Below are 12445 nucleotides of genomic sequence, written 5' to 3'. Positions count from 1 at the left end.
CATTCCCTAGCGCCGCCCCTCGCGGGCCTCGCGCGCGGTCTCGCGGGCGGAGTCACGCTTGTCCTCGATACGCTGGCGGTCCCGATCGCTGGCATCCGAGGCGTCCATGGCGGCCTCGAACTGGCGGACCGCTTCTTCATACTGAGCGCGGTGGAAGAAGTATTCGGCCATGGCTTCGCGGCTGATTGCAACATAGCCCGCGCCGTCCGCGATGTCGGCCTGCAGGCGCAGCAGCTCCGGGTTGGGGGCGGCCTCCTGGCGGACCATGTCCGACAGGATGCGGATCGCGCGATCGGGCTGGCCAAGATCCCGGTGTACGCGGGCGAGGCGTTCCCGGATCACCGGGTGGCCGGGGTACACCGCGTCCAGGTCCTGGAGCCGCTCGAGGGCCTGTTCATGTTCGCCCTCCTCGCGCAGCAGGGCGGTGAACGCCAGCTCGAGGGTCAGCCCGGGGGCATCGGCGGCATCGAGCCGTTCCAGTTGTTCGCGCGCGCGGGAGGCCTCTCCGCGCTCGAGATAGGCGACGGCTGCGCCATAGCGCCGCGCGGGGGATGGGGCGTCCGTCGCGCGAAAGCGCTCCAGGGTGCGGCGCGGGTCTTTCAGGGCCTGCACGCGGGCCTGCATCCATTCGAATTCGGGCCCGCGGGCGCGGGTTTCGGTCGCGGCCATCTGGCTGGCCCGGTTGCGGGCATCGGTGATGCGGTCGAGGGTTACCGGGTGGGTGCGCAGGTATTCCGGTACCTGGTCGCCGACCCCGCGCGAGAGCTCCTGCAACCGCTCGAAGAAATCCGCCATCGCGTGCGGGTCGAACCCGGTGCCTTGCAGGATCTGCATGCCGGCGCGGTCGGCCTCGGCCTCGTTCGCGCGGGTGAAGTTGATCTGCTGCTGGATGCCGCCGGCCACGCCGCCGGTGATGACCGCCGAGCCCAGCGTCGGGTCGACCGCGGAGGCGAGGATGCCCGCCAGGATCGCCAGGCCGGTGGTGAAGTTGATGTCGCGCCCGCGCGCGAACATGCGCGCCAGGTGACGCTGGGTCACATGGGCGATCTCGTGTGCCATGACCGCCGCCAGTTCGGCTTCATCGCGTACCTCGAGGATCAGTCCGGCGTGAATGCCGATGATGCCCCCGGGCATCGCAAAGGCGTTGACCTGGCCGTTGTCTACGGTCAGGAAGTAGAAGGGGCCGTCTGCACTGGGGGCGTTAGCCAGGAGCTGGCGCCCGAGCGAGTCCACGTAGAACACGACCTCGGGGTCGGTGACCAGCGGGGCGGTGCGGCGGATCTCGCGCAGCAGCGAGCGACCGAGCTCGCGTTCTTCGGCGGGGGTCAGGACGCCGCCGGAGGCCTCGCCGAGATCAGGGAGGGAGACCCCGCCGGAGTGGGCGGGCGGGGCCGCCAGTAGTGCCAGCGCCAGCAGCGCGGCGAGCAGGAAATGAGCAATAAACAGCAGGCCGCGAGGGCCGGCGGGCGCCGGCCCTGCATTGCGGCAATGCCGGGAGGCGTAGTTACTTGCCAAGCCCCGGGGCCGACGAATAGGTGCGCATGCTGTCACGGGTTTCCCACAGCTTCGGCTTGAGCATCGCCTCGGGCACCATGAACTTCTTGCGATCCAGTACCTTGTGAGTCCGGACCTTCTTAACGATGTCGTCGTAGCCCATCTTGAACAGCAGGCCGACGTCGCCACCGGAGGTGCGGCGCGCGATCATGTAGTCGTCCTGCATGTCGTGCACATAGATGTTGGCGGGGCGCAGCTTGCCGTTTTCGTCTTTCAGCGTGACGGCGTAATGGCCGTCCACCTGGAATTCGCTCTTGTCCACCGGGATATCCTCCGCGAAGCAATGAAGCTGATCAGTATGCATCAGCGTTTCCTGAAGCGGGAGCGACCATAGCAGAACTTTTCGCCACGGGCGACCATCCACCTGCCCGCCGTCGGACTTGTTTGCATTTGCGGCCGGTTTCGCTATGCTCCGCGCCCACTCTTGCGCTGTCAGCGCCGAAGGCATGCCGGCGGGAGTCGCGAGAGTTCGCATTCCACGACGAGACGACCCGGAGCACAGCGTGTACGGATTCAGCGAGATCACCCCGGACGAACTGGAGCAGTGGCGCAGCGAAGGCAAGACCTTTCGCCTGCTCGACGTGCGCTCGCCGGGCGAGACCGGGCGCGGGGTCATTCCGGGTGCCGAGCTGATCCCGCTGGCGACCCTGCCGATGCGCAAGGACGAGTTCACCGGCGACGACACGCCGCTGGTGATCTACTGCCAGAGTGGCGCGCGTTCCGCGCAGGCCTGTGCCTTTCTCGCCCAGCAGGGTGTCGACTGCGCCAGCAGCCTGCGTGGCGGTATCGTCGGCTGGGCACAGACGGGCAAGCCGGTGGTAAGCCCGGATTAGAATTCGGTTGTATTCCGATGCCGTTTCGCCTATAAGGGGGAATTCGGCAGGTAACTGTTCGGTCGAGGCTGTCGCGTTCAGGGCCCGATTCGGACTGCAGTACCCGACTGATAAAACGCACTCAAAGGAGAGAAACGATGGCCAACTTTGACCAAGAACTCGATGCTTCCGGCCTGAACTGCCCGCTGCCCATTCTGCGCGCCAAGAAGGCGCTCGCCGCGATGGACGCCGGCCAGGTTCTGCATATCATCGCCACCGATCCGGGCGCCGTGAAGGACTTCCAGGCCTTCGCCAAGCAAACCGGCAACGAGCTGATGGAACACAAGGAAGAAGGCGGCAAGTTCTACTTCCTCGTAAAGAAGGCCTGAAGCGTTTCAAACGCTTGATTCGGGGCGGCAATCCGCAAGGGTTGACCGCCCCGAATCCTGAATAACGACGGTTGCCATGCGGTAACTGGATTGGTGCCTGGACGAGGTCTAGGCTGGCTGCGCAAGGTTCACAAAGAAACCTGCATCGCCTAAAGCGAAGAGGTGTGAGATATGGCGACATACGCTGAGATGCAGCAAATCTTCGACGATATCCGCGGGGATTTTCGCTACGACCACGAGCTCAACGGCTGCCTGAACTGCGGGATCTGCACGGCCACGTGCCCGTCCGCCCAGTTCTACGATTACTCGCCACGCGAGATCGTCCAGCTGCTCTGGACCGAGAACGTCGAGCAGATCTACGACGCGATGCAGGAAAAGATCTGGGCCTGCGCCCAGTGCATGACCTGTGCGGCGCGCTGCCCGTTCAAGAACTCTCCCGGTGGCCTGGTCGCGATCATGCGCGAAGTGGCCATCAAGCACGAGATGCAGTCCGCGAAGGACGTACTCCGTCCGTTCGGCCGCGTGATGCTCAAGCTGATCACCACGGGTAACCAGCTGTCCCCCGACATGATCCAGCCCGATCACTTCCCTGACTGGGGCCCCAACATCCAGAAGGTGGAAGGCGATCTGCGCATCCTGCGCAAGGCGATTCCGGTGAAGACGCTGCAGACGGTCGAGACCGCCTGGGAAGTGTCCCTGAAGACCTCGGTCGAGATGTACACCATCTGGGAAATGACCGGGGTCCTGAAGTCCCTCGAACTGATGGACGAGAACCTCTTCGACGTGATCGAAGACTTCATCGACGAGAAGCGCGAGGACTACGAAGACTGGCTCGAGGAGCAGGAAGAGGAAGACGACGAATAAGTCGCTCGCCGAATCCCGCATCCAAGACATCAGGAGAAGCGTTATGAGTGAACAGACCCCAGGCAATCACAACCAGAATGGTGAAGGCGCTGGCGCCGGCACCATGAAGCCGGGCTACCACAACACCGACGGCCAGGGCATTGCCGGTCACGGTTCGTTCTTCCAGTCGACCGATCTGTCGAAGGAAGACGCGGTCAAGGCCACCGACTGGGTGCGCAAGCACGTCGACCGCCGCACCATCGATCTTGGTGATCGCATGGATGACGTCCGCGAGCATATGTACGAGCTCGAGAAGGACGGCCAGATCATCATCCATCGCATCGAGGATCAGCACGAGCCGATGTCGGTGAACACCCTGTTCGGCTGGGAGAAGAAGGTCCCGACCAAGCAGCTGTGGCACCACAAGTCCTGCGGCCAGTGCGGCAACATCCCGGGCTACCCGACCTCGCTGCTGTGGTTCATGAACAAGTTCGGCTTCGAGCCGGGCAAGGACTACCTCGACGAGACCGACCAGACCTCCTGCACCGCGTGGAACTACCACGGTTCCGGTATCGGGAACGTCGAGTCGCTGGCGGCGGTGTTCCTGCGCAACTTCCACCAGGCCTACGTCTCCGGCAAGCAGCACGGGCACGAGCTGGGTCACTTCTACCCGCTGGTCCATTGCGGCACCTCCTTCGGCAACTACAAGGAGATCCGCAAGTATCTGGTGGAGTCCGCCGAGCTGCGCGAAAAGGTCACCAAGATCCTTGGCAAGCTGGGGCGCCTGGTCGACGGCAAGCTGGTCATCCCGGAAGAGATCATCCACTACTCCGAGTGGGTGCACGTGATGCGCAACCGCATCGCCTCCGAGCTGCAGACCATCGACGTCTCCAACATCCGCACCACCGCCCACGTGGCCTGCCATTACTACAAGATGGTGCACGAGGACGCGGTGTACGATCCGTCCGTGCTGGGTGGCAACCGTACCGCGATCATCACCTCCACCGCCCAGGCCCTGGGTGCGCAGGTGATCGACTACTCGACCTGGTACGACTGCTGCGGCTTCGGCTTCCGCCACATCATCTCCGAGCGCGAGTTCACCCGCTCGTTCACGATGGATCGCAAGATCCGCGTGGCCCGCGAGGAAGCCAACGCCGACGTGATGCTGGCCAACGACACCGGCTGCGTCACCACCATGGACAAGAACCAGTGGATCGGTAAGGCCCACAACCAGAACTTCCAGATTCCGATCATGGCGGAAGTCCAGTTCGCGGCCCTGGCCTGCGGTGCGGATCCGTTCAAGATCGTCCAGCTGCAGTGGCATGCGTCGCCCTGCGAGGACCTGGTCGAGAAGATGGGCATGTCCTGGTCCGAGGCCAAGAAGACCTTCCAGGAGTACCTGAAGGAGGTCGAGGCCGGCAATATCGAATACCTCTACAATCCTGAACTCGCTTACGGGGGCAAGGTCTGATGCAGCAAGATACCGTTCTAGTAGTGGGTGGTGGCCCGGCCGGTCTGGCCGCCGCCGCGAATGTCACCTCGGCTGGCTTCAAGGCCGTGATGGTCGAGAAGGAAGACGTCCTGGGGGGCGCCCCGATCCTCTCGGGCTACGCCAAGCTGGTGCCCTCCGGCGAGTGGGCGAAGGACGCCATCGGCCGCATGGTCAAGCGTGTCGAGGATGACTCGAACGCCACCGTGCACAAGGGCGCCAAGGTCGAGAAGCTGGACGGCGAAGCCGGCAACTTCACCGCGACCCTGACCAATGGCGAATCGGTCCAGGCCGGCGCCGTGGTGCTCGCCACCGGCTTTACCCATTTCGACTCCATCAACAAGCCGGAGTGGGGTTTCGGGACGTACGAAGACGTCCTGACCACCACCCAGATGGAGCAGATGGTCGCCAGCGGCAAGATCGCCTGCCCGTCCGACGGCCGTGTGCCCGAGCGGGTCTGCATCCTGCTGTGCGTGGGTTCCCGTGACCGCCAGATCGGCCGCGAGTGGTGCTCCAAGATCTGCTGCACCGTGTCCGCCAACCTGGCGATGGAGATCAAGGAGATCTCGCCGGAAACCGACGTGTTCATCTACTACATGGACATCCGGACCTTCGGCCTGTACGAAGACAAGTTCTACTGGAAGTCCCAGGAAGAGTTCAAAACCAAGTTCGTCAAGGCGCGTATCGCCGAAGTGACGGCCTCTGGTGATGGCCGCCTGCTGGTCAAGGGCGAAGACACCCTGGTCAAGCGTCCGATCGTCATCCCGTTCGACATCGTGGTGCACGCGATCGGCATGGACCCGAACGCCGACAATCCCGAGATCTCGCAGGTCTTCGGTGTCGGGCTCGAGAAGCACGGCTTCCTGGAGCGCGCCGAGCAGTACACCAACACCTGTGGCACCACCCGTAAGGGCGTCTATTCCTGCGGTGCGGCCTACGGTCCCGAGACGATCGATGACTCGATCGCCCAGGGTGCCGCCGCTGGTGGTCGCGCGGTTGCGGATCTGCATGCGCTGGTTCAGAAAGCCGGCTGAGGTCGTTAGCGACGCGGCGGCTTCCGGGCTTGCCCCGGAGCCGCTGGAGGTCAGCTTCGACAAGGAGATCCTTGCGACGAAGCTGAACAGTCTGAACGAGGCCATCGCCGAGGCCGGCGGGGTCGACGGACTGGAGACCTTCATCGAGGCCCTGCGGTCGAAGCACGAGGTGTTTGCCGCGATCGTGGCCAAGGGCGACGAGATCGATGCCGAAGATGTCCGGACCCTTGGCGGTCTGGTGTTCTCGGTCCGGCGTAAGCTGGGCGCGTTGATGGCCGAACGACAGGGTGCGCTGGTCGACGGGGTTCGGGCGCTGGTCCGGCCGGATGTCGAGGTCAACGAGCGCCTCGCCGGGTTCGCGGACCTGGCGGCCGACGACAAGAAGCTGCGGCGAGCGATCTGGGACTTCGGTGCCGAGATCCTGCACTTCGCGGACCCCGAGGCCATGCCGCTGGTGTGTCGCTGGGTCTGGGATACGTCGACCACGACGGGTGCGCTGCGGGAGTTTATCCGCGGCAATGACACCCTCCGGTCGATCCCCATCGGGGATTCGGTCGGGGCGATCGAGGGGGCGCGGCGCTGGTTTTTCGATGCGCTGGCCGAGGAAGGCTTCTATCGGGACCTGCCGTTCGTGACGGACCTGGTCTGGGTGCAGGCCTATTCGGACTATGCCCGGTCGCTGTCGATGAGTCTGGGGATGATCGACAACCAGTTCGGCACCAAGCAGGACCCGCTGGAACTGGCTGTCAAGATGCTGGGGATCGACTCCCCGGAAGGTCGCCTGAAAGGAACCGATGCGTCGCTGCATTGAATAACGGAACGAACTTGAGCCTGGCTACACAGGTTTTCGGAGAGACGTCATGGCAATACATGAAAAGGCACTGATCGAGGACGAGCGCCTCCAGCAGCACGACGAGCTGGTGGTCGACGGGGTGGATGTGTCCGGCCACTGGAACACCATGATCGCCCCGCGCACGGTGCGCGATTACGACGACGATTTCGAATCGAAGATCCAGAGCTTCGCGGGTGGCGAAAACGTCCACCGCTGCTGGCAGTGCGGTTCGTGCACGAACTCCTGCACGATGTACGCGCAGAACGTGCAGTTCAATCCGCGCTACTGGATCTACCTGACCCGCCTGGGCATGAAGGAAGAGCTGGTCAAGGACAAGGACATCATCTGGCAGTGCGTCTCGTGCAACAAGTGCACGAACATCTGCCCGAAGGACGTGAAGCCGGAAGGTGTGATGAAGGCCCTGGCGCACTGGATGGAAGAGGAAGGGATTACCGAGAAGGCCCCGTCCACGCACTTCGACGAAGAGTTTGCCGACCAGATCTACAAGACCGGCCGCATCGAAGACGGCAAGGTCATGCAGAACTTCTTCAAGAAGACCGGCCAGCCGCTGGTGCAGGAATGGCTGAAGGTGTTCATCTTCCGCATGATGAAGCACCTGCCGGTGAAGCATCTGATGGCGATGGGCTTCAACACGATTCATACGCCGCGCACGAAGTCCTGGGGCAAGACCGGGGACGTGCTGAAGAATTACGTGCGCGAACAGAAGGAGGCCGCTCATGGCTAAGGTTGCTTACTATCCGGGTTGCGCGCTCGAGGGCTCCGGTGGGCCGTACGACCGCTCCACCCGCGTGCTGGTCAAGGCGCTGGGTCTCGAGATGGAGAACCTGCGGGACTGGAACTGCTGTGGCGCGATGGAGGTGAAGAATGTCCATCCCATGCTGCAGACCTACCTGTCCGCGCGGAACATGGCGATCGCCTCCGAGCAGATGGGCATGGACACCGTGATGGCGCCGTGCAACGGCTGCTACCACAACCTGAAGAAGGCCGAGTACGAGACTGCTACCTCCGAGGACGCGATGAATACCGTCCAGGATCTGGCGCGCAAGTCGGACGACCCGGTCTACAGCGGCGACGTGCGCACGCTGCACCTGCTCGAGTGGCTGATGGAAGAGCTGGGTCCCGAGGGGATCAAGCAGAAGATGACCAAGAGCCTGAACGGCATCAAGGTCGCCAACTACTACGGCTGCATGTATACCCGGCCGCGCCAGATCTTCCCCGAGAAGGACAATGGTCCGGGTTCCGACTCCAGCTACCAGCCGCACTTCATGGATGATCTGCTGGGAGCCGCCGGTGCGGTGAACGTCGAGTATCCTCTGAAGACCTCCTGCTGCGGCGGGGCGCATACGCTGTCGGACTCCGACACCTCGACCCAGCTGGTGCTGAACCTGCTGCAGTCGGCCGAGGATTCCGGCGCGGAAGTGATCGCGACCGAGTGCCCGACCTGCCACTCCGGCCTGGAGATGCATCAGGTGCGCGCCGAGACCGAGTTCGGGATCAAGACCGACGTGAAGGTGCTGTACTTCACCCAGCTGCTGGGTCTGGCTATGGGCCTGTCCCCGCGCAAGCTGGGCATTCACGAAAACGTGAGTGACTCGATCGGTCTGCTGAAGGAGAAGGGGGTCATCTGATCCCCCGATCCATGCCCAGCATGGCCCATTGACGAGTTCAGAAGACGGGCGCCTGGCGCCCGTTTTTTGTGGAGGCACGGGTCCGCTCGGTCCCGGGAACGAGGCGTAACATGGATTGCAACGGCTGCGAGTTTCACCCTGAACTGTTCTACGACGACGAGTTCCAGATCTGGCTGCGCCGCGAGGACGACGACACCCTGACCGTGGGGATGACCGACCTGTCGCAGACGATCGCGGGGAAGATCATCCACGTGCGCGTTCGGCGCCCCGGCACGCGACGCCCCCCGGGCAAGCCGGTGGCGACCATCGAGAGTGGCAAGTGGGCAGGCCCGATCCCGAACTTCATCGACTGCAAGATCGTCGAGGGCAATGACGAGGTGCTGGAGAATCCGGTGCTGCTGAACTCCGATCCGTACAATGCATGGATCGCCCGGGTCGAGCCGACCAATGGGGTCGAGGCGGCGCTGGAGGAGTTCCTCACCGGGGACAAGGCCGAGGAAGGCTATTGCAAGCGGGCCAAGGATGACGACATCCAGTGCCAGCGCAAGCTGCGGTGAGCGAAACCATGGCGAATCTCGACGACGACTACTACCTGGACAACGACGAGCAGACGGTCGTGATCATCATGACCTCGGGCCCGTCGACGCCGGGGCGCTGTGCCACCCCGTTCTATCTCGGTTCCGTGATGGCGTCCATGGACGTGGATGTCTATATCTTCTTCACTATGGAAGGCGTGCGCCTGATGGAGAAGGGGGTCGCGGACGATCTCCGGGCCATGGAAGACGGCAAATTGATCAAGGATTTTATTCAGGACGCGAAGCGCGCCGGAGTGCGGCTGCACGTTTGCCAGCCCGCGCTGCCGGGGTATAGAATCGACGCGTCTTCGGATCTCATCGACGAAGTCGATGAAGTGAATCGGGCGAGCGAACTAGCCGACCTGATACTACGCAGTGATAAAACGATAACGTTTTAATTTTCCCGCTTTATTTGAATATTCCTGGAGGAAGACATGGGTGCAGTTCGGGGTTGTGATATTCCGGAAGATCTGATGTACAACGTTGAAAACAACGTTTGGGTGCGCAAGGAAAGCGACGGTACCGCGACGGTCGGCCTGACTTCCTACGCCTGTTCGCTGGCGGGCACGATCGTGTCCTACACCCCGAAGAAGGTTGGCAAGACGGTCAAGAAGGACAAGTCCTGCACCACCGTCGAATCCGGCAAGTGGGTGGGTCCGGCGAAGACCCCGGTCACCGGTGAAGTCACCGAGACCAACGACAAGGTTGCTGCCAATCCGGGGCTGATCAACGAAGATCCCTACGGCGAAGGCTGGCTGATCAAGCTGAAGCCGGAAGACTGGGACGGCGAAGTCGGTGATCTGAAGACCGGCTCCGATGCCCTGGCGGCCTTCGAAGCCAAGATGGAAGCGGACGGTTTCGGCGGCTGCTGATCCCGGTTCCGGTCCGGGCCGCCGTTCCCTCGAGGTCGGCGGCCCCTTTTTTTCGGTAATACCCGAGTAAAACCTTCAAGAAATTCGCCGAACCCGGAGAACGCCCATGACGAGCTGGAACGATGTAATCCAGCGGGTCGAGCCCCTCGAGGACGTCCCTGTCGATCCGTCGCTGGTTGATGACCTCCAGCACAGCCTGCGACACAGCGGTGACCCGGGTTCCGTGCACTTCTACACCCCGACGTTCAAGTCCTATCAGTCGACGGAACTGGCCGATTGCGGCAAGAGTGCCTGGCCGGCCATGTCCATCACCGGCGGTGACTGCAAGCTGGCCTGCGATCACTGCAAGGCGAAGATCCTGGAGCCGATGATCCCCGTCCGCACCCCGGAGGATCTCTGGCGCCAGGTGAATGGTGTGATCGAGTCGGGGGCCCAGGGCATGCTGCTGACCGGAGGCTCCAACCATCGCAACGAGGTGGAGTACGACCCGTACTACTCCACCATCCGCCGGATCAAGGACGAGTTCCCCGAGTTCCGTATTGCCATGCACACGGCGCTGGTGGATGACGACATCGCGTTGTCCATGGAGCAGGCCGGCATCGACGCGGCTATGATGGACGTGATCGGTGCCCAGGACACGATCACCCAGGTCTATCACCTGCGCCGTAGCGTGGATGACTTCGAGCAGACGCTCGAGAGCCTGGTGAACACCAACATGAAGGTGGTCCCCCATATCGTGATCGGCCTGCACTACGGCAAGCTGCTGGGCGAGTGGAACGCGCTGGAGATGCTGGCGCGCCATCTGCCCGACGCGGTGGTGTTGGTGGTGGTCATGCCGTTCTACGCCCCGGCCAGCCGTCCGTTCGAGACCCCGGACGTGCACGCGGTCGGTCGCTTCTTCCACGATGCGCGCGAGCGCCTGGGCGATACGTCGCTGCTGCTGGGGTGTGCCCGGCCGCCGGGCGAGGCCAAGAGCCAGATCGACAGCTACGCGGTGATGGCGGGACTGTCCGGCATCGCGCACCCGGCCGAGGGTGTGGTGGAACTCGCTGCGCGCCTGGGCAAGAAGGTCCGGGTCACGCCGGCCTGCTGTTCCATCGCGGTCGGCGACGAGGTGATGGCCGAGGACGCCGGCGTCGGCAGCGGCGTTGAGCTGGACCTCGACACCATCGTGGCGGAGGAGACCCGCCGTCGGGAACAGGAGCGCAAGGCGCGCCAGGGCCTGGGCGGCATCCGCATCGTGACCGAAGGCGGCGAAGTGGCATCCGGGGGTGGCTGTCATGCCTGAACGCGATCAGACGACCCTGCGCGTCCTGGACACCGGGCTGCGCCCGGCGGCCGAGAACATGGCCTTCAACCGCTCGTTGCTGGAGTGTCACCAGGAAGGCGTTTCCCCGCATACCCTGCGCTTCCTGCAGTTCGAGCCCTGCGCGCTGGTGGGCTTTCACCAGAACGTCGACCAGGAGATCAACACCGAGTACTGCAAGGAGCACGGGATCGCGATCCAGCGGCGCATTACCGGCGGCGGTGCGATCTATTTCGATGCCACGCAGCTCGGCTGGGAGCTGTACCTGGACAAGCGCTTCCTCGGCACGGCGGACATGGGCCAGATCGCCGCCCGCATCTGCAACGCGGCGGCCGCGGGCATGCGCTCGCTGGGCGTGGACGCGCAGTTCCGCCCGCGTAACGACATCGAGGTCGATGGCCGCAAGATCTCCGGTACCGGCGGCGCCTTCGATGGCGAGTCGATCATGTATCAGGGCACGCTGCTGATCGAATTCGATGTAGAGGACATGCTGCGCATCCTGCGCATTCCGGCCGAGAAGCTCTCGAACAAGGCGATCGAGTCCGCCCGGGACCGGGTCGTGAACCTGGCGACGCTGCTGGAGGAGATGCCGGCCCTGGATGTGGTGAAGGACGCCATCGCGCGTGCCTTCGCCGAGGAGTTCGGTGTGCGCACCGAGGCCGCCGATCTGCTGCCGGAAGAGCGTCGCGCCTTCGACGCGGCCCTGGCCGAGATCGATACCGAGGAGTGGGTGTACCAGCGCAACCGCCCGGCGACCGATGCCCCGATGTTCGAGAGCATCTTCAAGTCCGACGGTGGCCTGATGCGCGTGGGTGCGGCGCTCGATCCCGAGCGCAAGCGCCTCAAGCAGCTCTGGATTACCGGCGATATCTTCGTCAAGCCGGCGCGTACCATCGCGGACCTGGAAGCTGCCCTGCGCGATACGCCGCAGGCGGAGATGGAGGATCGCGTGCGTGCATTCTTCGCGGAACGCGACGTGGAGATGCTGCAGCTCACGGCCGACGACTTCATCGCCGCCATCCAGTCGGCCCTGGCGCAGGCCGAGGTCGACTCGGCGGCCGCGCAGTGAGCCGCGCAGGGAGCCTTCGCT

15 protein-coding genes are annotated in these 12445 nt (G+C 63.6%); 13 read left to right on the top strand and 2 right to left on the bottom strand.

Features of this window, described 5'->3' with window-relative positions; all coding sequences use genetic code 11:
* Window positions 1-6: 6 nt before the first annotated feature.
* Window positions 7-1428, bottom strand: coding sequence for a M48 family metalloprotease (locus tag F614_RS0108480; RefSeq protein WP_026329836.1), 1422 nt, complete (start codon window positions 1426-1428; stop codon window positions 7-9).
* A 76-nt stretch (window positions 1429-1504) separates the two neighbouring features.
* On the bottom strand, window positions 1505-1858 hold the full coding sequence (locus F614_RS0108475) for a hypothetical protein (protein ID WP_018867555.1): 354 nt from the start codon (window positions 1856-1858) through the stop codon (window positions 1505-1507).
* Between the two features lie 199 nt (window positions 1859-2057).
* Here F614_RS0108475 and F614_RS0108470 point away from each other — a divergent pair, with 199 nt between their 5' ends.
* The 13 genes from F614_RS0108470 to F614_RS0108410 all read left to right on the top strand — a co-directional run bounded on the left by F614_RS0108470 (window position 2058) and on the right by F614_RS0108410 (window position 12424).
* Window positions 2058-2387: a rhodanese-like domain-containing protein gene (locus F614_RS0108470; protein ID WP_018867554.1), complete on the top strand. Its 330-nt coding sequence runs from the start codon at window positions 2058-2060 to the stop codon at window positions 2385-2387.
* A gap of 137 nt (window positions 2388-2524) precedes the next feature.
* Entirely contained in the window at window positions 2525-2755 is a 231-nt protein-coding gene (locus tag F614_RS0108465; protein WP_017941140.1) for a sulfurtransferase TusA family protein, read from the top strand.
* 189 nt (window positions 2756-2944) lie between these two features.
* Complete coding sequence (locus F614_RS0108460) at window positions 2945-3619, top strand: 4Fe-4S dicluster domain-containing protein (protein WP_017941141.1); 675 nt, start codon at window positions 2945-2947, stop codon at window positions 3617-3619.
* Between the two features lie 43 nt (window positions 3620-3662).
* Complete coding sequence (locus F614_RS0108455) at window positions 3663-5069, top strand: heterodisulfide reductase-related iron-sulfur binding cluster (RefSeq protein WP_018867553.1); 1407 nt, start codon at window positions 3663-3665, stop codon at window positions 5067-5069.
* A gap of 23 nt (window positions 5070-5092) precedes the next feature.
* On the top strand, window positions 5093-6121 hold the full coding sequence (locus F614_RS0108450) for an FAD-dependent oxidoreductase (RefSeq protein WP_018877060.1): 1029 nt from the start codon (window positions 5093-5095) through the stop codon (window positions 6119-6121).
* Complete coding sequence (locus tag F614_RS0108445) at window positions 6060-6932, top strand: hypothetical protein (RefSeq protein WP_019558707.1); 873 nt, start codon at window positions 6060-6062, stop codon at window positions 6930-6932. Before F614_RS0108450 ends, F614_RS0108445 begins: the two co-directional genes overlap by 62 nt.
* A 49-nt stretch (window positions 6933-6981) precedes the next feature.
* Window positions 6982-7698 (top strand): 4Fe-4S dicluster domain-containing protein, encoded by a 717-nt coding sequence (locus F614_RS0108440; protein ID WP_018867550.1) that lies wholly within the window; start codon window positions 6982-6984, stop codon window positions 7696-7698.
* Entirely contained in the window at window positions 7691-8602 is a 912-nt protein-coding gene (locus F614_RS0108435; RefSeq protein ID WP_018867549.1) for a CoB--CoM heterodisulfide reductase iron-sulfur subunit B family protein, read from the top strand. The genes F614_RS0108440 and F614_RS0108435 overlap by 8 nt, the downstream gene beginning before the upstream one ends.
* Window positions 8603-8712: 110 nt before the next feature.
* Window positions 8713-9159: a glycine cleavage system protein H gene (locus tag F614_RS0108430; RefSeq protein ID WP_018867548.1), complete on the top strand. Its 447-nt coding sequence runs from the start codon at window positions 8713-8715 to the stop codon at window positions 9157-9159.
* Between the two features lie 8 nt (window positions 9160-9167).
* On the top strand, window positions 9168-9575 hold the full coding sequence (locus F614_RS0108425; protein ID WP_026279299.1) for a DsrE family protein: 408 nt from the start codon (window positions 9168-9170) through the stop codon (window positions 9573-9575).
* Between the two features lie 36 nt (window positions 9576-9611).
* Window positions 9612-10049, top strand: coding sequence for a glycine cleavage system protein H (locus F614_RS0108420; protein WP_012982053.1), 438 nt, complete (start codon window positions 9612-9614; stop codon window positions 10047-10049).
* Between the two features lie 106 nt (window positions 10050-10155).
* On the top strand, window positions 10156-11337 hold the full coding sequence (locus F614_RS0108415) for a radical SAM protein (protein WP_018877058.1): 1182 nt from the start codon (window positions 10156-10158) through the stop codon (window positions 11335-11337).
* Window positions 11330-12424: a biotin/lipoate A/B protein ligase family protein gene (locus tag F614_RS0108410; RefSeq protein WP_018877057.1), complete on the top strand. Its 1095-nt coding sequence runs from the start codon at window positions 11330-11332 to the stop codon at window positions 12422-12424. The genes F614_RS0108415 and F614_RS0108410 overlap by 8 nt, the downstream gene beginning before the upstream one ends.
* Window positions 12425-12445 lie beyond the last annotated feature (21 nt).

The sequence above is a fragment of the Thioalkalivibrio sp. ALE12 genome (assembly GCF_000381105.1).
In the GTDB taxonomy this organism is placed as follows: Bacteria; Pseudomonadota; Gammaproteobacteria; order Ectothiorhodospirales; family Ectothiorhodospiraceae; genus Thioalkalivibrio.
This window is presented reverse-complemented; position numbering and strand designations above follow the sequence as displayed.

What these genes read in the sequence shown, in the direction of transcription:
- F614_RS0108475 (WP_018867555.1), bottom strand. Translation starts at nt 1,858, where the DNA reads ATGCATACTGATCAGCTTCATTGCTTCGCGGAGGATATCCCGGTGGAC.
- F614_RS0108465 (WP_017941140.1), top strand. Translation starts at nt 2,525, where the DNA reads ATGGCCAACTTTGACCAAGAACTCGATGCTTCCGGCCTGAACTGCCCG.
- F614_RS0108460 (WP_017941141.1), top strand. Translation starts at nt 2,945, where the DNA reads ATGCAGCAAATCTTCGACGATATCCGCGGGGATTTTCGCTACGACCAC.
- F614_RS0108455 (WP_018867553.1), top strand. Translation starts at nt 3,663, where the DNA reads ATGAGTGAACAGACCCCAGGCAATCACAACCAGAATGGTGAAGGCGCT.
- F614_RS0108440 (WP_018867550.1), top strand. Translation starts at nt 6,982, where the DNA reads ATGGCAATACATGAAAAGGCACTGATCGAGGACGAGCGCCTCCAGCAG.
- F614_RS0108435 (WP_018867549.1), top strand. Translation starts at nt 7,691, where the DNA reads ATGGCTAAGGTTGCTTACTATCCGGGTTGCGCGCTCGAGGGCTCCGGT.
- F614_RS0108430 (WP_018867548.1), top strand. Translation starts at nt 8,713, where the DNA reads ATGGATTGCAACGGCTGCGAGTTTCACCCTGAACTGTTCTACGACGAC.
- F614_RS0108425 (WP_026279299.1), top strand. Translation starts at nt 9,168, where the DNA reads ATGGCGAATCTCGACGACGACTACTACCTGGACAACGACGAGCAGACG.
- F614_RS0108420 (WP_012982053.1), top strand. Translation starts at nt 9,612, where the DNA reads ATGGGTGCAGTTCGGGGTTGTGATATTCCGGAAGATCTGATGTACAAC.
- F614_RS0108415 (WP_018877058.1), top strand. Translation starts at nt 10,156, where the DNA reads ATGACGAGCTGGAACGATGTAATCCAGCGGGTCGAGCCCCTCGAGGAC.
- F614_RS0108410 (WP_018877057.1), top strand. Translation starts at nt 11,330, where the DNA reads ATGCCTGAACGCGATCAGACGACCCTGCGCGTCCTGGACACCGGGCTG.